This window comes from Streptomyces sp. NPDC107559 (genome assembly GCF_055657365.1).
Genome location: NZ_JBVKBD010000004.1, coordinates 488,418 through 507,685, shown reverse-complemented (window position 1 = coordinate 507,685; position 19,268 = coordinate 488,418). Strand labels below are relative to the sequence as shown.

The window sequence follows — 19,268 nt, the reverse complement described above, 5'->3', positions numbered from 1 at the left end:
CCGCCTCGACGCGGCGAAGAACCCGGCCCGCGGCTCACTCCACGAACAGCCCCCGCGCCGCCGCCCGCGCGTCGAACTCCTCCAGGCGGGTCTGCGCGTCGGGCAGGTCGTCGCACATGGCCTCCAGCAGCACCCGTCCGAGCAGCATCGGCGCGCACGCGGTGTCGAAGGCGAGCCCGGTGCCGACCGCGGCGGGCAGCAGCAGGTCGGAGACCTTGGCCACGGGCGCGAACGCGGAGTCGGCGACGGTCACGACGGTCAGCCCGGCCTCCTTCGCATAGGCGAGGGTGTCCAGGACCTCGCGGGGGTGCCGCGGCAGCGCGAAGCAGAGCAGGGCCGAGGCACCGGCCCGTACGGCGGCGTCGATCCGGTCGTGGATCATCGTGCCGCCCTCGTGGACCAGCCGTACGTCCGGGTGGACCTTGGCGGCGAAGTACGCGAAGCCGTAGGCCTGGGACGCGGCGGCGCGCAGCCCGAGCACCGGCAGCGGCCTACTGGCGGCCAGCAGCCGGCCCGCCCGCTGCACCGGCCGCGGGTCCGCGAGCACCTCCGCGAGGTGCCGCAGGTTCTCGATCTCCGCCTCGACGGCCTGCTGGTACTCGTTGTACGCCCGGACGCCTCCCGGCTGTTCCGCCGGCGCGACCTCGCGCAGATGGCGGCGCAGGGCGGGGTAGCCGTCGAAGCCGAGGGCGACGGCGAAGCGGGTGACGGAGGGCTGGCTGACCCCGGCCAGTTCGGCGAGCTCCACGCTGGACAGGAACGGCACGTCGGCGGCCCGCCGCACCATGCTGTGCGCGATGCGCCGCTGGGTCGGCGTCAGCCGGTGCCCCTCGAAGAGCGCCTGGAGCCGTGCGGCGGGGCTGTCCGGTCCGCCGGTGTCCCTGTCCGCGCCCGTGTCCGCGCTCGTGTCCGCGGTCATCACTCGCTCTCCCTCCAGATCTGCGTGAACCGGTCGAGCAGCCGGGCCGCGGCCGTCACGTCCCGGGTGAGCGGCCGGTCGGCCATGTCCTCGTCGAGCACCGACTCGGCGATCGCCAGCGCCCGGCCCACCGGGAGCCCTGGTTCGGGCCGCAGGTCGCGCAGCCGCAACGCCCTTACCGCGGCGACGAGTTCGCAGCCCACGACGAGACGGTACGCGTCGCACGCACGCAGTGTCTGGCGGGCGGCGAGCGAGGCGAAGCTCGCCTGCTCCTCGACGCCCCGGGACAGTACGGCGTGGCCGAGCGAGGCCGGCGCCGAGCAGGCGCGCAGCTCACCGAGGGCGGCCCCGGCCGCGTACTCCAGGATCATCACCCCGGACGAGGCGGGTTCCTGGTCGGCGAGGAAGGGCTTGAGCCGGGTGAAGGCGGGCTCGTTGAGGCTGGACAGCCGGGACGTCGACAGCCGGGCCACCTGGGTCACCGCCAGCCGGAAGTGGTCGAGCGCGAGGACGAGCTGGGCCATGTAGAAGCCGCCGTGGTGGTAGGCGGCCATGCCGTCGGGGGAGATGAGGGGGTTCTCCGCGGCCGAGTTGAGCTCGATCGCGAGCACCTCCTCCAGCGCGTCGGCCGCGTCCTGCGCGGGTCCGTGGATCTGCGGCAGGCAGCGGAAGCCGTACGGGTCCTGGATCCGGCCGAGCGGCGGCGCCGGCCGGTCCTCGGCGCCGATCAGCTTCCGCATCCGGCGGGCGACCTCGCCCGTTCCCCGGTGCGGACGGGCCGCGTGCACGGGGGCGGCGTACGCCTCGTGGGAGCCGTCGACCGCGAGCAGGGACAGCCCGGCGACCACCTGGGTGGCCTCGATCAGCCCGCGCAGCTCGTGCAGGGCGAGCGCCGACTGGCCGAGGGTGAGGGCGTTGCTGCTGATCAGGGCCAGCGCGTCGTTGTTGTCGAGGGGCTGGGGGGCGGGCGCGCCCGGGCCGCGCCACGGGTGTTCCCCGGCGAGGGCCAGCCCGAGCTGGGCCAGCGGCGCGATGTCGCCGGTGCCGACCGAGCCGAACTCGTTGACGACCGGGTGGGCGCCGCCCTCCAGCGCCTCGCACAGCGCCGTCACGACGCCGGGGCGCAGTCCGGCGCCGCCCGCCAGCAGCTGGTTGGCCCGTACGGCGAGCATCGCCCGCACCTGCCGGGCCGGCAGTTCCTCGCCTATGGCACCGGCGTGGCTGCGCAGCAGGCGCATGCCGTGGCCCGCGGCGGCCTCGGTGGGCACGGTCTCGTTCCGGTTCGCGCCGACGCCGGTGGAGCGGCCGTACACGCGACCCGTCGCCGCGATCCGCCGGGCGGCGTCCCAGGACTCCTCGGCCCGCCGCAGCGCCTCGCCCGCCGGGACCGGCCGTGCGCTCCCGTCGGCGAGGCGGACGACGTCGTCGACGCCGAGGCCGGTCCCGTCGAGGACCACGAGACCCGCAGGCCCGGGGTGCACCGCATGCGCGTCCGGCGCGTCCACGGTCCGAGACGACATAGGACCCGAGCTCCCCTCAACCCTCGATCCGGACACCGGATCTCTCCTGCCGGCCCCCGGTCACCGCGGACCGGCACCCGGGCATGGCCAGGCATGGACGACCTATTCAGACACCTAGAACTCTGCATGACGATATACAGCCGGGCAAGGCACGTCTCATGATCCGGCTCGACGGACCGCCCCGCCCCGCGCCCCGGTCCGGGACCGAGGCGCGGGCCGGGGCGCGGGCCGGGGCGGAAGACGGGGGCTATCCCCAGTGCGCCGGGGCCGCCCGCTGCCTAGCGTGAGTCCCATGACGGGAATGGAGACGATCATGGACGCGCGGGACGCCGACCTCAAGAAGGAACTCGACGCCACCCTGCACGCCCGCAGGGAACTGGGCGAGGAGTACGAGTCCGCACTGGTCGACTCCTTCCTGGAGAAGGTCGACCAGCGCATCGACGGCGCGGTCGAACGCCGGGTGCGCCGTCATCTGGCCGAGGCGCAGATGACCGTGGCCCGCAACTCCCGCTCCCCGAGGCCCACGGACTCGTGGGGCGAGCGCTTCGGCTTCGGCATCGTCTCGCTGGTGCTGGCGGTCCCGCTGTCCGCGATCGGTGCGGGCACCGCGCATCTGCCCGGCCTGATCGTGTCCTGGATCGGCATCGTCGGCGTCAACGCCGTCCAGGCCGTCCGCACGAACCCCGGCCTCTTCGGCCGCCGCCGGGCGTCCGGGGACGGCGACTGGGAGAACTGACCGGAACGCGGGCGCGGGCGCGCAAGGGCGGGGATCTCGGGCCGGCACCCGGCCGGAAAAGGCTGCGCGCGGGGACCGCCGCACCCCCGTTGCCGGGGGGCGGGACGACGGCGGTCCCCGCGAGGGACGCGTGCCGGGTCAGGCCGGGCGTTCGCGTCCTTGGCGTCGGTGGAGGTCCGGGAGCCGCTCCGGAGGTCCTTGACGCCGTTTTGGTGCCGGCCGGGGCGGGGAGCCGCTCCCGCCCTGCCGACACCCCTCAATGTGCCGGACTCGTGTTAAGCGTGTGCTGCGTGTACGTGACACGCTCGTACCACTTCCGCGAAGTCCGCCCTCCCGGCGGGACGCCCGGGGGTCCGCCCGGGCGTCCGACCGGGGGTCCGCCGCACATCCCGGCTGTTCACCGCAGGTCTGCTAGTTCCCGCCCTTGGCGAGGAAGGACAGCAGGTCCTGGCGGCTGACCACACCGGTCGGCTTGCCCTCGACGAGGACGATCGCCGCGTCCGCACGGCCCAGCACGGACATCAGGTCCCCGACCGGCTCGCCGGAGCCGACCTGCGGCAGCGGGGCGGACATGTGCTTCTCCAGCGGGTCCTCCAGCGAGGCACGCTGGGTGAACAGCGCGTCGAGCAGTTCCCGCTCCACCACGGACCCCACGACCTCGGCGGCCATGACGTCGGGGTGACCGGCGCCCGGCTTCACGATCGGCATCTGCGAGACGCCGTACTCGCGCAGCACCTCGATGGCCTCGCCCACGGTCTCGTCGGGGTGCATGTGGACGAGGGAGGGGATGGTGCCGCCCGCCTTGTGGCTGAGCACGTCGGCGACCCGGGCGCTCGGGCCGGAGTCCTCCAGGAAGCCGTAGTCGGCCATCCACTCGTCGTTGAAGATCTTGCTGAGGTAGCCGCGCCCGCTGTCGGGGAGCAGGACGACCACGACGTCGTCCGGGCCGAGCCGCTCGGCGACGCGCAGCGCGGCGACCACGGCCATGCCGCAGGAGCCGCCCACCAGCAGGCCCTCCTCCTTGGCCAGCCGGCGGGTCATCTGGAAGGAGTCCTTGTCGGAGACGGCGACGATCTCGTCGGCGACGGTCCGGTCGTAGGCGGTGGGCCAGAAGTCCTCGCCGACGCCCTCGACGAGGTACGGGCGCCCGGAGCCGCCGGAGTACACGGACCCCTCGGGGTCGGCGCCGATCACCTGGACCCGGCCGTCACTGGCGTCCTTGAGGTAGCGCCCGGTGCCGGAGATGGTGCCGCCGGTGCCCACACCCGCCACGAAGTGGGTGATCCGCCCCTCCGTCTGCTCCCACAGCTCGGGGCCGGTCGAGTGATAGTGGGAGAGCGGGTTGTTGGGGTTGGAGTACTGGTCGGGCTTCCAGGCGCCCGGCGTCTCGCGCACCAGACGGTCGGAGACGTTGTAGTACGAGTCCGGGTGCTCGGGGTCCACGGCGGTCGGGCACACGACCACCTCGGCGCCGTACGCGCGCAGCACGTTGATCTTGTCCGTGGACACCTTGTCGGGGCACACGAAGATGCACTTGTACCCCTTCTGCTGCGCCACGATCGCGAGCCCCACACCGGTGTTGCCGCTGGTGGGCTCGACGATGGTGCCGCCGGGCTTGAGCTCGCCGCTCTTCTCCGCCGCCTCGATCATGCGCAGGGCGATGCGGTCCTTCACGGATCCGCCCGGGTTGAAGTACTCCACCTTGGCCAGGACGGTCGCCTGGATGCCCTCGGTCACGTTGTTGAGCCTCACCAGCGGGGTGTTGCCGACGAGGCTGATCATCGAGTCGTGGAATTGCACCGTTGTCTCCGGTCGCTTGCAACAGATGTGGTCGAAGTGGTTCAGCCAGCCTACGGCCCGGCGCGGACGTTCACTCCAGGTTGCGATTGGCCGACGCCCTGTACGGGGCAAGGAGTGGTTGTACGGCTACGAGGAGGTGGCGGCGAGACATGACGAGCATGTCGAGGGCGCGAGTGGCCCGCCGTATCGCGGCCGGGGCCGCGTACGGCGGCGGCGGCATCGGCCTGGCCGGTGCGGCGGCCGTCGGTCTGCTGCTGGCGGAGGTCCAGCTGGCCCGGCGCCATGTGGGCAACGGTGTGCGCCCCCACGTACCGAGCGCGGAGGGCCGCTACGGCCATGTCTACGACATCCCCGGCGAGGCCCCCCTGCGCCTGACCATGCTGGGCGACTCCACGGCCGCGGGCCAGGGTGTCCACCGGGCCGGCCAGACACCGGGCGCGCTGCTCGCCGCGGGGCTGTCGGCGGTCGCGGAACGCCCGGTGGTGCTGCGCAACGTGGCGGCGCCCGGCGCCCAGTCGGACGATCTGGACCGCCAGGTGGGGCTCGTCCTCGCGGGGCCGGACGAGGTCCCCGACATCTGCGTGCTCATGATCGGCGCGAACGACGTGACCCACCGGATGCCGCCGACCCGTTCGGTGCGCCATCTGTCCTCGGCGGTACGGCGGCTGCGCACGGCGGGCGCGGAGGTGGTCGTCGGCACCTGCCCCGACCTGGGCACGATCGAGCCGGTGCAGCAGCCGCTGCGCTGGCTGGCCCGGCGGGCCTCCCGCCAGCTGGCGGCGGCGCAGACGATCGGGACGGTCGAGCAGGGGGGCCGGACGGTGTCGCTGGGCGACCTGCTGGGCCCCGAGTTCGCGGCGAACCCGCGCGAGCTGTTCGGCCCCGACAACTACCACCCCTCCGCGGAGGGGTACGCCACGGCCGCGATGGCGCTGCTGCCGACGGTCTGTGCCGCGCTGGGGCTGTGGCCCGCGGAGGAGGAGCGTCCCGATGCCTCCCGCCGCGAGGGCTTCCTGCCGGTGGCCCGCGCCGCGGCCGAGGCCGCGTCCGAGGCCGGTACGGAGGTCACGGCCGCGATGCCGACGGGCCCGCGGGGCCCCTGGGCCCTGCTCAAGCGCCGCAGGCGGCGGCGCGTCCCGGAGACGGCCCCGGCCCCCGTCGACACCCCGGGGCGCCCCCGGACACCCCTCGGCGACCCCGGCTGACCCCGGCTGACCTCAGAGAAAGCAAGCGCTTGGAAACTGCGGCCAGGGTCACATCGCAACCCACGTGACCTGAACCATACGTACGGGTAACTTCCCAGACAGTCCGCCTTGCCGTCCCGTCTCTGGAGCCGTGATGCCCGAAGCCGTCATCGTCTCGACCGCCCGCTCCCCCATCGGCCGCGCTTTCAAGGGCTCCCTGAAGGACCTGCGCCCGGACGACCTCACCGCCACGATCATCCAGGCGGCCCTCGCCAAGGTTCCGGAGCTGGACCCCCGGGACATCGACGACCTGATGCTCGGCTGCGGTCTGCCCGGCGGCGAGCAGGGCAACAACCTCGGCCGTATCGTCGCCGTCCAGATGGGCATGGACCACCTGCCCGGCTGCACGGTCACCCGTTACTGCTCCTCGTCGCTCCAGACGAGCCGCATGGCGCTGCACGCGATCAAGGCCGGCGAGGGCGACGTCTTCATCTCGGCCGGTGTCGAGATGGTCTCCCGGTTCGTGAAGGGCAACTCCGACAGCCTGCCGGAGACGCACAACCCCTTCTTCGCCGAGGCCGAGGCCCGCACCGAGGCCGTCGCCCAGCAGGAGGGCACGACCTGGCACGACCCGCGCGAGGACGGCATCGTCCCGGACGCGTACATCGCGATGGGCCAGACCGCGGAGAACCTCGCCCGCTGGAAGGGCGTCACCCGCCAGGACATGGACGAGTTCGGCGTCCGCTCGCAGAACCTCGCCGAGGAAGCCATCAAGAACGGCTTCTGGGAGCGCGAGATCACCCCGGTGACGCTGCCCGACGGCACGGTCGTCAGCAAGGACGACGGCCCGCGCGCGGGCGTCACCCTGGAGGCCGTCCAGGGCCTCAAGCCGGTCTTCCGCCCCGACGGCCTGGTCACCGCGGGCAACTGCTGCCCGCTCAACGACGGCGCCGCCGCGCTCGTCATCATGTCCGACACCAAGGCCCGCGAGCTCGGCCTGACCCCGCTCGCCCGCATCGTCTCCACCGGCGTCTCGGGCCTGTCTCCCGAGATCATGGGCCTGGGTCCGGTCGAGGCCTCCAACCAGGCGCTGCGCCGGGCCGGGCTGACCTCCGCCGACATCGACCTGGTCGAGATCAACGAGGCGTTCGCCGCCCAGGTGATCCCCTCCTACCGCGACCTCGGCTTCGACCTCGACAAGGTGAACGTCAACGGCGGCGCCATCGCCGTGGGCCACCCCTTCGGCATGACCGGCGCCCGGATCACCGGCACGCTGATCAACTCCCTCCAGTTCCACGACAAGCAGTTCGGCCTGGAGACCATGTGCGTCGGCGGCGGCCAGGGCATGGCCATGGTCATCGAGCGCCTCAGCTGACACCGCGTCCGACGCACGCCCGGCCGGCGACCGGTTCACGCCGGATCGTGCGCCGGAACACGCGCCGCACAAGAGCCTCGGCGAGCTGTCGGTAGCCGCCGTTCGACCCAGCGTCATGCATCGGCCCGGAACCCGGAAACCGCCCGGGTTCTGGGCCGTTTTGTGATCCAATCTCACCCAGGATGTGACCTATCTCGCTCAGGTGAGGCATCTCCGCAGGTCAGGGCCGTTCCGCCAGGAAACCCCAGGAGCAGAATCCTGCCCCTTTCGTGACGTTACGCACTGACAGCTGGATGGTCCGCCCTTCAAGCTGATGTAGGAAGTCGGGGGTCGACTTTGAACCGGGAGTACGTCAGTGAGCGCCATGCCGATCGCCCTGCTGCTCACCACGGCCGCCACTGGCGCCGTGGGCGTCGCCGTCCTGCGCACCCTGATGGTGCTGCGCCGGCAGGTGACGGCCCTGCACACCGAGATCGCGCGGGGCAACGCGACCGCGGCCCGGGGTCTCGTCCCCGCCGCCCGGCACGCCGCCGACGCGAATGAGATACGCGCGGCCGTCGCCGAGGCGCTCGCCGAGGAGCGGGAGCGCGAACTGGCCGAGGCGCGCGCCTTCTGGGCGGCCCAGGAGGCCCGTGACGGCTCCGACGCCCCCTCCCTGCTGGGCCTGCCGGACAGCGAGCTGTTCCTGCCCCGGCAGAGCGACTTCGCGGGCCTGGAGTCCCTCGAACCGGTGGCCGAGCCGGGCGCCGACGCGGACGAGTTCGCCGGGGAGTCCCCCGAACTGGCCGCGGCCCGCCGCCGGCACCCCTCGCACCCCGACTTCGTACCGGTGCAGTCCCCGGTCGTGAACGACCACGAGCGCACGGTCGCCACCCTGGAGGAACTGGCCTCCTCCGGCGTCGAACTGACGGACGTCCGTCCGGGGCCGCTGGGCACCCTCGACGTCTATGTGTTCGCCGACGGTACGACCCTGTGCATGACCCCGGGGCACCGCGAGACCGCGGAGCGCCTGGCCGCCGCGCTGCGCGCGGGCGAGGTGCCGGTCCTGCTCGGCGGCTCGGGCATCTCGGGCGCCTACACCCTGACCTTCGCCTGCGGCGAGGAGACCGTCTACATCCTGGCCGACCGCGTCATAGCGTCCCTCTGAGGAACCGTCACGGCCACGGGCCGTCCTCGGCGCCGGGCCGGACTCACACGCCCGCCCGGCTCTGCGCCTCCTCCACCAGTCCCACCGCGTCGGCGACTTCGGCCTCGCTGCGCAGCACGACCGCCAGATCGTGCCCGGCGACGGTGATCTGATCGGCGACGGCGAACATCCCGGCGTCCGGCATCTCCCTCGGCTCGGTGCCCGGTTCCTCCACGCTCTGGGTGCGCCGCGCGAACTCGCGGGCCAGTTCCAGCGCCGCGGCGGCGGCGCTGCGCTGCAACCGGCTCTGGGGCGCGGCCCGCAGAAGGTCGGCGAAGTGATCCACTGCACGGGTCAGGGGCGTCGTATCAACCACGTCGCGAGACTACGCGCCGTACCGGCACTGTTGCCAACGCGCCAACGCTCAGGCACGGTGACGTGAAGGACCGGCTTACACCCCATTGCGTCCGGAGGCGCCGATGTCCCACGTCCTCTCCGAGGAGACCCATCGCAACATGCTCGCCCGCATCCCCCACTGCACCGGTCGTGAAGTCTCCGACTGGCTGCGCACCGTCGACGAAGGCCCGTCCCTCTTCCGCTTCGAGGAGAAGGTCAGCTGGCTGCGTCACGAGTACGACCTGGCGTACGGGCACGCCAAGGCGATCGTCCACGAGTACGACCTGAGGAGGGCCGCGCGCAAGCTGCTCTAGGGCCTGTCCGGCGGATCAGTTCGCAGGAAAGCAGCGATCAAGTCGCAGGAGAAAGCAGCCGACAGGCGTTCGGGCAGGTCCCGGCCGCGCAAGCACGCAGGACACGACGAAGGGCCCCGGGGGAACCCGGGGCCCTTCCGCGCTCGGTCCGCGATCACGTGTCGCGGCCGATCGGCTAGTCGTTGCTGTTGAGGATCGCGATGAGTCGCAGGAACTCCATGTAGATCCACACCAGCGTCACCGTGACGCCGAAGGCGGCCAGCCAGGCCTCCTCGCGCGGGGCGCCGTAGGCGATGCCGTCCTCGACCTGCTTGAAGTCGATGGCGAGGAAGCAGGCGCCGAGGATGATGCCGATGATGCCGAACATGATGCCGAGGCCGCCGCTGCGGAAGCCGAGGCCGTCACCGCCGCCGAAGACCGCGAACAGCAGGTTCACCATCATGAGCAGGACGAAGCCGAGCGTGGCCGCCATCACGAAGCCGTAGAAGCGGCGGTTGACGCGGATCCAGCCCGCCTTGTAGGCGACCAGCACACCGGCGAAGACCGCCATCGTGCCGAGCACGGCCTGCATGGCCGCACCGCTGGCGATGCGGTTGTCGACGATGCTGGAGACGACTCCGAGGAAGACACCCTCGAGACCCGCGTAGGTCAGGATGAGGGCCGGCGACGCCTTGCGCTTGAAGGACTGCACGAACGCCAGCACCATCGCCACCAGCGCGGCGCCGATACCGATGCCGTACGAGCGGCCGATGTTGGCGTCGTCGACCGGCAGCAGCGCCCAGGAGAGCGCGGCCGTCACGATCAGCAGGCCGAGCGTACTCGCGGTGCGCATGACGACGTCGTCCATCGTCATCCGGCCGGTGGTGACCGGGGCCTGGGGCGCGCCGTGCTGAAGGTCCTGCTGGGCGTACGGGTTCTGCGCGTAGGGGTTGCCGGACGGCTGGGCGTACGGATTGCCCTGCGCGTACGGGTTCGCCTGCGTGCCGACTGCGGGTCCCCCGGCCTGCGGCGCGGTGTTGAAGCCCGCGTAGCCGTTGTCGCGGCTGAACCCCCGTCGCGAGAAGACCGGGTTTCTGCTCCTCATTTCACTCCTCCATGGCCACTCTGCGTGGGCCTTGGCTCAAGAGTAATAGGTAGGCAAAGGATTGACCCTAGTGCTTGGGGAGGATCTTTCCCTCGTCGTGCTGCGCAACACGCTACGCGGAACCTTGATTCCCAGGGGCGGAGGGCGGCATTCATGACCAAGCTGCTACACGCCCGGAACCGGTCGGAGATCAGCCGTTCCGCGGACACGGGCGTTCACCCGAACGGAAACCCGGTGTAGCCCTCGGCCAGGTCGGTCTCCGCCGCGCGCGAGCCGGCGATCCGCTCCAGCCGGGCCAGCTGGAGGCGGTCCTCGAAGGGGGTGGCGCCGGGGATGCGGTGCAGCATCGTGGTCATGTCGTAGGAGAACCGCTCGGCCTGCCAGACCCGGCGCAGACAGGTGGCCGAGTAGGCGTCGAGGAGCTCCGCCGAGCCGGTCTCCTTGCGATGGGCCAGGGCACGCGCGAAGGTGACCACGTCGCCGATGGCGAGATTCAGCCCCTTGGCCCCGGTCGGCGGCACGATGTGGGCGGCGTCCCCGGCCAGGAAGAGCCGGCCGTACCGCATGGGCTCGTGGACGTAGGAGCGCATGGGGGTGACGGATTTCTGGGTGACGGCCCCCCGCCGGAGCGTGAAGCCGTCGTCGGTCTCCAGGCGCCGGTCCAGTTCGCTCCAGATCTCGTCGTCGCTCCACGCCGCGGCGTCCGTCCCCTCGGGCACCTGGAGGTAGAGCCGGGAGACGGACGGGGAGCGCATGGACAGCAGGGCGAAGCCACGGTCGTGGCGGGCGTAGACGAGTTCGTCGTGGGAGGGGGCGACGTCGGCGAGGATGCCGAGCCAGCCGAAGGGGTACGTCCGCTCGAAGACCCGGGTGAGCTCGGCCGGGATCGCCGTCCTGGCGACCCCCCAGAAGCCGTCGCAGCCGACGACGTAGTCGCACTCCAGGACGTCCTCGGCGCCCTCGTGCCGGAAGCGGACGCGCGGGCTGTCGGTGGCGGCGCCCTCCACCGCGAGGGCCTCCGCCTCGAACAGCAGCGGGCCGCCGTCCCGCAGCCGCAGGGCGATGAGGTCCTTGCAGACCTCGGTCTGGGCGTAGACCATCACCGAGCGGCCGCCGGTGAGGGCGGGGAAGTCCACCCGGTGACGCCTTCCGGCGAACCGCAGTTCGATGCCGTCGTGCGGCAGGCCCTCGCGGTCCATGCGTTCCCCGGCCCCGGCCGCGCGCAGCACGTCCACCGTCCCCTGCTCCAGGATCCCGGCCCGCTGCCGCTGTTCGACATAGGCCCGGTCGCGGCTCTCCAGGACGACCGAGTCGATGCCGGCCCCGTGCAGCAGCCGGGCGAGGAGGAGGCCGGCCGGACCGGCGCCGATGATCCCGACGGTGGTGCGCATCGGACGTTCCCTTCGGACGGGGCCTGTTGCGCTCGTTCGCGCTCGTTCACGCTTGTTGGCGCTTGTTCGCGTGGTGAAATTTTCTTCACCTTGTGGGCGTGAGTCTGCGCGCGCGGACACCCGCTGTCAACGGCCGTACGGGGGAGAACCACCTCGGCGCGGACGGCGCAGGGAGGCGATCGACGTCGGAGATGCCCGGAACCGGACTCGAACCGGTACGCCCGCGAGGGGCAGCGAGGTTTAAGCTCGCCGTGTCTGCGTTCCACCATCCGGGCAGGCCATGGCTCCGCGTCGAGACCCCGAGCCTATCGGGGTGCACCCCTCGAACAGCCGCCGGGCGAACCGATGTTGTCTTATTTTATTGATGCCTGAGGGATCATCAGCATGCGGAACTGGCCATCCGCACTTGCCAATAGCCTCGCGTGCGCAGCCCGGGCGCGTATGCGGAATGACGGAATTTCACCGCCCGAACAAGGGTGCCCCACCTGTTATCCACGTCAGCGCCCTCAGGGTCGGCCGTCATCCCCAGGTATGACTGCGCGCGGTGTGGTCCGCCGGAAGTCTGCCCCCGGAACCGGAACAGCGGCTGACTCCACCGCGCCCGGCGGCCCCGACGATGGTGTGTATCCCCAGAACCCGGATCCGGATCCCCGGAACCCGTGACCCCGGACCATCGTCTTCCCCTGCAAGGAGCACCCTTCCCGTGACCACCACCCCCGTCGCCGGCCGGAGCACCGCCGTGGCAGCGCGCGCCACGGAGCTGTCGAAGATCTACGGACAGGGCGAGACCCAGGTGGTCGCCCTCGACCGGGTCTCCGTCGACTTCCGGCAGGCCGAGTTCACCGCGATCATGGGGCCGTCCGGCTCCGGCAAGTCCACCCTGATGCACTGCGTGGCCGGTCTCGACACCTTCAGCAGCGGCTCGGTGCGCATCGGCGAGACCGAGCTGGGCTCCCTGAAGGACAAGCAGCTCACCAAGTTGCGGCGGGACAAGATCGGCTTCATCTTCCAGGCGTTCAACCTGCTGCCGACGCTGTCGGCGCTGGAGAACATCACGCTCCCGATGGACATCGCCGGCCGCAGGCCCGACAAGGAGTGGCTGGACTCGGTGATCCGGATGGTGGGGCTCGCCGACCGGCTCGGCCACCGGCCCTCCCAGCTCTCCGGCGGACAGCAGCAGCGGGTCGCCGTCGCCCGTGCGCTGGCCTCCCGGCCGGACATCGTCTTCGGCGACGAGCCGACCGGCAACCTCGACTCGCGCTCCGGCGCCGAGGTGCTGGGCTTCCTGCGCAACTCGGTGCGGGAGATGGGGCAGACGGTGGTGATGGTGACCCACGACCCGGTGGCCGCGGCGTACGCGGACCGGGTGGTGTTCCTGGCGGACGGGCGGATCGTCGACGAGGTGTACGAGCCCACCGCGGACTCGGTGCTCGACCTCATGCGCAGCCTCCCCGGCGGAAACCGCCAGGCCGCCGGCTCCGACACCGGAAGCCGGGCGGGCTGACGCCGGCCCAGGACCTCTCGTCCGGCTCGGGCCGCCCATGACCCGCGCCGCGGGCCGCCGGGCCGATCCGGACGACAGGCCCGGCGCCTCCCGACGCTTCCTCACCCTCGTACCCCTGGACTGAGACAACCCATGTTCCGTACCGCCTTGCGCAACGTACTCGCGCACAAGGCCCGGCTCCTGATGACCGTGCTCGCCGTGATGCTCGGCGTGGCGTTCGTGTCGGGGACCCTGGTCTTCACCAACACCCTCTCCAACGCGTTGCAGAAGAGCTCCGCCAAGGGCTTCGACCGGGTCGACGTGGCCGTGCAGCCCAAGTGGCAGAAGGGCTCCGGTGACACGGTCGGCAAGGCGCCCGAGCTGACCCAGGCGCTGCTCGACGCCAGCGCGCGGGTGCCGGGCGCCGCGTCCGCGGTCGGCGTCGTCAACGGCTTCACCGCGATCGCCGACAAGGACGGCAAGCTCATCGGCGGCGGCTTCCAGTCGCAGGGCGGGAACTACTCGGGGACGAAGGACCCCCGGTACCCGCTCGTCGGCGGCCGCGCCCCGAGCGGCGAGGGCGAGGTCCTGATCGACTCCGCGACCGCGAAGCGGGCCGGCTACCGGGTCGGCGACACCGTCCGCATCTCCGTCGACGGCCCGGTGCTGACCCCGAGGATCACCGGCATCTTCACCACCGACGACGGCAATGTCGCGGCCGGCGGCAGCCTCGCCCTGTTCGACACGACGACCGCCCAGCAGCTGTTCGGCAAGCCCGGCACGTACGACGAGATCGACGTGACCGCGAAGGCCGGCACCGGCCAGTCGGCGCTGGCGGCCGAGCTGGACAAGGCGCTGCCCGCGGACCGCACCGAGACCGTCACCGGCGAGAAGCTCGCCGCCGACCAGGCCGAGATGATCACCGCGTCGATGAGCGGGCTGAAGCAGGGGCTGCTGGTGTTCGCCGGCATCGCGCTGTTCGTCGGCACGTTCATCATCGCCAACACCTTCACCATGCTGGTCGCCCAGCGCACCAAGGAACTGGCCCTGCTGCGCGCCGTCGGCGCCTCCCGCCGCCAGGTCACCCGGTCCGTGCTGATCGAGGCGTTCGTGGTCGGCGCGGTGGCCGGGGCGACCGGGCTGGTCGCGGGCATCGGCATCGGGGCCGGGCTGCGCTCGCTGCTTGGCGCGCTCGGCGCGACCGTCCCCGACGGGCCGCTGGTCGTCTCCCCCGACACCGTCGTCGCGGCCCTGGTGGTCGGCGTGGTCATCACCATGCTCGCCGCCTGGCTGCCGGGCCGCCGGGCCGCGAAGATCCCGCCGGTCGCCGCGATGAGCAGCCTGCACGCGAAGGCGACCACCCGGTCGCTGGTGCTGCGCAACACGATCGGCGCGCTGTTCTCGGCCGCGGGCGTCGCGGTGGTCCTGGCGGCCACGACGATGAACGGCTCGGACGGCCAGGCCCCGATGGGGCTCGGCGCGGTGCTCCTGATCATCGGCGTGTTCGTGCTGACGCCGCTGCTGTCGCGGCCGCTGATCGCGGCCACGGCCCCGGCGCTGCGCGCGTTCGGCGTGGCGGGCAAGCTGGCCCGCCAGAACTCGGTGCGCAACCCGCGCCGTACCGCCGCGACGGCCTCCGCGCTGATGATCGGGCTGACCCTCATCACCGGTATGACGGTCGTGGCGGGCAGCCTCCAGCACTCGATCGACAAGATGGCGGCGGCCGCGATCAAGGCCGACTACGTGGTGTCGATGGCGAACGGCAACTCCCTGTCCACGGACGTCGACAAGAAGCTGAGGACGACCGCGGGGGTGACCGCCACCAGCCCGCTGCGCAACGCGCCCTCGCGCATCGACGGCATGTCCGAGTACCTGACCGGCGTCGACGGCTCCGCCATCGGCGAGCTGACCGCGCTGACCCTGGACGGCGGCGCGTTCGAGGTCGGCGGCACCCGGGTCGTCGTCGACGACCGTACGGCCAAGTCGCACCACTGGAAGGCGGGGTCGTCCTTCACCGTCAACTACGAGGACGGCAAGCAGCAGCAGCTGACCGTGGCCGGGGTCTACGAGGCCAACGAGATGATGCGCGGCATCATGCTCGACAACGCCACGCTCGCCCCGCACCAGTCGCACGTGACCGACATGCAGGTCATGGTGAAGACGTCCGGCGGCGCCTCCGACGCCACCAAGGACAAGCTGGAGAAGGCGCTCGGCTCCAACCCCGGCATCAAGGTGCAGAGCAAGCAGGACATCTCCAACAGCATCGCGAGCATGTTCACGCTGGTGCTGAACATGCTCTACGGCCTGCTCGCCATGGCGGTGATCGTCGCCGTCCTCGGTGTCGTCAACACCCTGGCCATGTCGGTCTTCGAGCGCTCCCAGGAGATCGGGATGCTGCGCGCGATCGGCCTCGACCGCCGCAACATCAAGCGGATGGTCCGCCTGGAGTCCCTGGTGATCTCCCTCTTCGGCGGCGTGCTCGGCATCGGTCTGGGCGTGTTCTTCGGCTGGGCGGCCGGTGAGCTGCTGGGCACGAAGATGACGACGTACGAGCTGGTCCTGCCGTGGGCGCGGATGGCGCTGTTCCTGCTGCTGGCCGCTACGGTCGGCGTCCTTGCGGCGCTGTGGCCGGCCCGGCGGGCGGCCCGGCTGAACATGCTGACGGCCATCAAGTCCGAGTAGGCGTCCCGCCACGGCACAGGGGCCCCGTCCAAGCAGGGCCTGTCCGACCGTTCCCGTCGTCCGCCCGGAGGGCGGGGCAGGCGCGAATGGTCGGACAGGCCCTGGGGACGGGGCCCCTGGCGCGTCCGGCTCAGTTCCAGGTGCGGGCCCTGAGCGGCATCGCGGAGGTGCCGGACTCGGGGGTGCGTACCGCCAGGACCTGGTTGACGCCGATGTGGTTGCGTTCGAAGGACACCGCGGAGGCCGCCATGTACAGCCGCCAGACGCGGGCGCGGCCCGGACCGCTCAGCTGCACCGCCCGGGCCCAGTCGGCCTCCAGGTTGGCGACCCACTCGCGCAGGGTGAGGGCGTAGTGCTCGCGGATCGACTCGACGTCACGCACCTCGAAACCGGCCCGTTCCAGCTGGGTGACGGTGGTGCCGATCGGGGCGAGCTCGCCGTCCGGGAAGACGTAGGCGTCGATGAACTCGTCCACCCGGTAGGCCGATTCGTCATGGTGCGGACGCCGGGCGATCTGGTGGTTGAGGAGCCGCCCGCCGGGCCGGAGCAGGGCGTGGAGGCTCTCGGCGTACTCCAGATAGCGTTCGGCGCCGACGTGTTCGGCCATGCCGATGGAGGAGATCGCGTCGTAGGGGCCGTCGCGGACGTCCCGGTAGTCCTGGACCCGGATCTCCACCCGGTCCGTCAGCCCCTCGTCGGCGACGCGCTTGCGGGCGAACGTGGCCTGCTCCTGGGAGAGGGTGATGCCGACGACCCGCACCCCGTGCTCGCGGGCCGCGTGGACGGCCATGGAACCCCAGCCGCAGCCGACGTCGAGCAGGCGCATCCCCGGTTTCAGGCCGAGCTTGCGGCAGACGAGTTCGAGCTTGTCGCGCTGGGCGTCCTGGAGCGTGCCGCCGTCGTCCCAGTAGGCGCACGAGTAGACCATCGACGGGCCGAGGACCAGCTCGTAGAAGTCGTTGCCGACGTCGTAGTGGTGGCTGATGGCGCGGCGGTCGGTGCGCCGGGTGTGCAGGTGCCCACGGGGCCTGCGGATCTCCTCCCGGGGCGGGGCGGGCGGCAGCGGGGGTCCGGCGAGTCTGACCAGACCTCGGACGGCGGCGCGCACGTCCGGGTCGCGCAGGGCCTGGGCGAGGGTCCTGGCGTCGTCGCCGCGCTCCCAGAACAGGCCCGACAGCAGCCTCAGGGCGCTGTACAGGTCGCCCTCGATGTCCAGGTCCCCCGAGACCCAGGCGCGGGCCAGGCCCAACTCGCCGGGCTTGAACAACAGTCGGCGCAGTGCGCGCCGGTTGCGCACGATCAGTGTCGGCGTGCCCGGCGGGCCCGCCTGCGAACCGTCCCAGGCGCGAACGCGCACGGGAAGCGGTACTCCCAGCAACTGTCCGAAAAGGCTCTCCAGCCGCAGCGCGGCGTCGGCCATGGCGCACACCTCCATGAAGGAATTGGCCCACCGGTTCGCTCAGAGCAACGATCGTGCACCATCGAGTCATTCCCCGGCCGTCACCATGCCGCACCCCACGGATGGCGGTACGGGATTGCCCGCGCCGGATCCGGACATGCCGAAGGGGCCGCCCGCACCACGGATGGCGGACGGCCCCTTCGGGGTGGATCAGTGACCGGAGGTCAGGCCTTCGCCTCGGTCTTCTCGGTCTTCGGCGCGGCGGCCACCGGGGCCGGCTTGGCGGCCTCGTAGAACTCCTCGCGCGGGGTCTCCAGCGCGCCGAGCGCGACGACCTCGCGCTTGAGGAACATCGCGAGCGTCCAGTCGGCGAAGACACGGATCTTGCGGTTCCAGGTCGGCATGGCCATACCGTGGTAGCCACGGTGCATGTACCAGGCGAGACGGCCCTTGAGCTTGATCTTCATCTTGCCCATGACGATCATCGCGACGCCCTTGTGGAGGCCGAGGCCCGCCACCGCGCCCTTGTTGGAGTGGGCGTACTCCTTCTGCGGGAAGCCCCGCATGCCGGCCACCACGTTGTCGCCGAGGACCTTCGCCTGACGCAGCGCGTGCTGGGCGTTCGGCGGGCACCAGGCGTTCTCCACACCGGCCTTGCGGGCGGCCATGTCCGGCACCTGGGCGTTGTCGCCCGCGGCCCAGATGTAGTCGGTGCCCTGGACCTGGAGGGTGGGCGCGCAGTCGACGTGGCCGCGCGGGCCCAGCGGCAGGCCGTAACGGGCCAGCGCCGGGTTCGGCTTGACGCCGGCCGTCCACACGATCGTGTTGGAGTCGACCTCGAGGCCGTTCTTCAGCACCACGTGGCCGTCGACGCAGGAGTCCATGGAGGTGGAGAGGTAGATCTCGACCCCGCGGCCCTCCAGGTGCGCCTTGCCGTACTGGCCGAGCTTGGGGCCGACCTCGGGAAGGATCTTGTCGGCGGCGTCGACGAGGATGAAGCGCATGTCCTCGCGGGACACCGTCTTGTAGTACTTGGCCGCGTCGCGGGCCATGTCCTCGACCTCACCGATGGTCTCCGCACCGGCGAAGCCGCCGCCGATGAAGACGAAGGTGAGCGCCTTGCGGCGGATCTCCTCGTCGGTGGTGGAGTCGGCCTTGTCGAGCTGCTCGAGGACGTGGTTGCGCAGGCCGATGGCCTCCTCGACGCCCTTCATGCCGATGCCCTGTTCGGCCAGGCCGGGGATCGGGAAGGTGCGGGAGACCGCGCCGAGGGCGACGACCAGGTAGTCGAAGGGCAGCTCGTACGCCTCGCCGACCAGCGGGGCGATCGTGGCGACCTTGCGGTCCTGATCGATGGTGGTGACCCGGCCGGTGAGGACCTCCGCCTTGGGCAGCACGCGTCGCAGCGGGACGACGACGTGACGCGGGGAGATGCTGCCGGCGGCGGTTTCGGGGAGGAAGGGCTGGTAGGTCATGTACGACCGGGGGTCGACGACCGTGACGGTCGCCTCGCCGTAGCGCATCTTCTTCTGGATACGCCGAGCTGCGTACAGGCCTACGTACCCACCGCCTACTACGAGGATCCTGGGACGCTCCGTGGTGCTCATGGCATCGAGTATCCACCCGCCCCCAGGGGGTCGCTCGTGCGCCCCTTCACAAGCTCCGACAGGGGGTGTGTTATCCTCCGCGACCCGAGTGATCCACATCATGGCGCGGAGCGGGAACCCGTGTATCCCAAAGGGCGTTGTCAATGCCGCGTGAGCTGCTCCTCCTGGCCGGAAGAGGGGTGTCCAGGACTCCGGAGGACGCGCGCCCGACATCTCCGCGAAACGTCCCCGCACGCCTCTTTTGAACATGTT

Annotated in this window: 15 protein-coding genes and 1 tRNA gene; 7 read left to right on the top strand and 9 right to left on the bottom strand. The window is 71.5% G+C overall.

Features of this window, described 5'->3' with window-relative positions; genetic code table 11:
* Positions 1–34: 34 nt before the first annotated feature.
* Positions 35–919 (bottom strand): MurR/RpiR family transcriptional regulator, encoded by an 885-nt coding sequence (locus ACZ7OY_RS16855; protein ID WP_384727313.1) that lies wholly within the window; start codon positions 917–919, stop codon positions 35–37.
* Positions 919–2,439 (bottom strand): aromatic amino acid ammonia-lyase, encoded by a 1,521-nt coding sequence (locus ACZ7OY_RS16850; RefSeq protein ID WP_471912064.1) that lies wholly within the window; start codon positions 2,437–2,439, stop codon positions 919–921. Before ACZ7OY_RS16850 ends, ACZ7OY_RS16855 begins: the two co-directional genes overlap by 1 nt.
* A gap of 313 nt (positions 2,440–2,752) precedes the next feature.
* Between ACZ7OY_RS16850 and ACZ7OY_RS16845 the strand changes: the two genes are divergently transcribed.
* Positions 2,753–3,175, top strand: coding sequence for a hypothetical protein (locus tag ACZ7OY_RS16845; RefSeq protein ID WP_471912109.1), 423 nt, complete (start codon positions 2,753–2,755; stop codon positions 3,173–3,175).
* A gap of 411 nt (positions 3,176–3,586) precedes the next feature.
* Here ACZ7OY_RS16845 and ACZ7OY_RS16840 read toward each other — a convergent pair whose 3' ends face one another.
* Positions 3,587–4,975 (bottom strand): cystathionine beta-synthase, encoded by a 1,389-nt coding sequence (locus ACZ7OY_RS16840; protein WP_471912063.1) that lies wholly within the window; start codon positions 4,973–4,975, stop codon positions 3,587–3,589.
* Positions 4,976–5,124: 149 nt separating this feature from the next.
* Here ACZ7OY_RS16840 and ACZ7OY_RS16835 point away from each other — a divergent pair, with 149 nt between their 5' ends.
* The 3 genes from ACZ7OY_RS16835 (at position 5,125) to ACZ7OY_RS16825 (ending at position 8,681) form a co-directional block, all read left to right on the top strand.
* The gene (locus tag ACZ7OY_RS16835; RefSeq protein ID WP_471912062.1) at positions 5,125–6,180 is read left to right on the top strand and encodes an SGNH/GDSL hydrolase family protein; all 1,056 of its coding nucleotides are present in this window, start codon (positions 5,125–5,127) and stop codon (positions 6,178–6,180) included.
* A 133-nt stretch (positions 6,181–6,313) separates the two neighbouring features.
* A complete protein-coding gene (locus tag ACZ7OY_RS16830) occupies positions 6,314–7,534 on the top strand; it encodes an acetyl-CoA C-acetyltransferase (RefSeq protein ID WP_471912061.1) in 1,221 nt (406 codons plus the stop codon).
* Positions 7,535–7,898: 364 nt separating this feature from the next.
* The gene (locus ACZ7OY_RS16825; RefSeq protein WP_471912108.1) at positions 7,899–8,681 is read left to right on the top strand and encodes a hypothetical protein; all 783 of its coding nucleotides are present in this window, start codon (positions 7,899–7,901) and stop codon (positions 8,679–8,681) included.
* Positions 8,682–8,724: 43 nt separating this feature from the next.
* Here the strand turns inward: ACZ7OY_RS16825 and ACZ7OY_RS16820 are convergent, their stop codons facing one another.
* Positions 8,725–9,036 carry a hypothetical protein gene (locus ACZ7OY_RS16820; protein ID WP_351618607.1) on the bottom strand — a complete coding sequence of 104 codons (312 nt, stop codon included), beginning with the start codon at positions 9,034–9,036 and terminating at the stop codon, positions 8,725–8,727.
* Between the two features lie 103 nt (positions 9,037–9,139).
* On the opposite strand from ACZ7OY_RS16820, the gene ACZ7OY_RS16815 reads away from it, so the two are divergent.
* Positions 9,140–9,370: a DUF4287 domain-containing protein gene (locus tag ACZ7OY_RS16815; RefSeq protein WP_152890507.1), complete on the top strand. Its 231-nt coding sequence runs from the start codon at positions 9,140–9,142 to the stop codon at positions 9,368–9,370.
* Positions 9,371–9,545: 175 nt separating this feature from the next.
* Here ACZ7OY_RS16815 and ACZ7OY_RS16810 read toward each other — a convergent pair whose 3' ends face one another.
* From ACZ7OY_RS16810 to ACZ7OY_RS16800, 3 genes are all read right to left on the bottom strand, one after another.
* The gene (locus tag ACZ7OY_RS16810; RefSeq protein ID WP_471912060.1) at positions 9,546–10,454 is read right to left on the bottom strand and encodes a Bax inhibitor-1/YccA family protein; all 909 of its coding nucleotides are present in this window, start codon (positions 10,452–10,454) and stop codon (positions 9,546–9,548) included.
* Between the two features lie 215 nt (positions 10,455–10,669).
* Positions 10,670–11,845: a 4-hydroxybenzoate 3-monooxygenase gene (locus ACZ7OY_RS16805; RefSeq protein ID WP_471912059.1), complete on the bottom strand. Its 1,176-nt coding sequence runs from the start codon at positions 11,843–11,845 to the stop codon at positions 10,670–10,672.
* Positions 11,846–12,037: 192 nt separating this feature from the next.
* Positions 12,038–12,120: transfer RNA gene (locus ACZ7OY_RS16800), tRNA-Leu, on the bottom strand.
* A gap of 428 nt (positions 12,121–12,548) precedes the next feature.
* Here ACZ7OY_RS16800 and ACZ7OY_RS16795 point away from each other — a divergent pair.
* Positions 12,549–13,349 (top strand): ABC transporter ATP-binding protein, encoded by an 801-nt coding sequence (locus ACZ7OY_RS16795; RefSeq protein ID WP_471912058.1) that lies wholly within the window; start codon positions 12,549–12,551, stop codon positions 13,347–13,349.
* Between the two features lie 132 nt (positions 13,350–13,481).
* Positions 13,482–16,010: an ABC transporter permease gene (locus ACZ7OY_RS16790; protein ID WP_471912057.1), complete on the top strand. Its 2,529-nt coding sequence runs from the start codon at positions 13,482–13,484 to the stop codon at positions 16,008–16,010.
* A gap of 130 nt (positions 16,011–16,140) precedes the next feature.
* Here ACZ7OY_RS16790 and ACZ7OY_RS16785 read toward each other — a convergent pair whose 3' ends face one another.
* On the bottom strand, positions 16,141–17,430 hold the full coding sequence (locus tag ACZ7OY_RS16785) for a class I SAM-dependent methyltransferase (RefSeq protein ID WP_471912056.1): 1,290 nt from the start codon (positions 17,428–17,430) through the stop codon (positions 16,141–16,143).
* Positions 17,431–17,633: 203 nt separating this feature from the next.
* On the bottom strand, positions 17,634–19,016 hold the full coding sequence (locus ACZ7OY_RS16780) for an NAD(P)/FAD-dependent oxidoreductase (RefSeq protein WP_471912055.1): 1,383 nt from the start codon (positions 19,014–19,016) through the stop codon (positions 17,634–17,636).
* Positions 19,017–19,268: the final 252 nt, after the last annotated feature.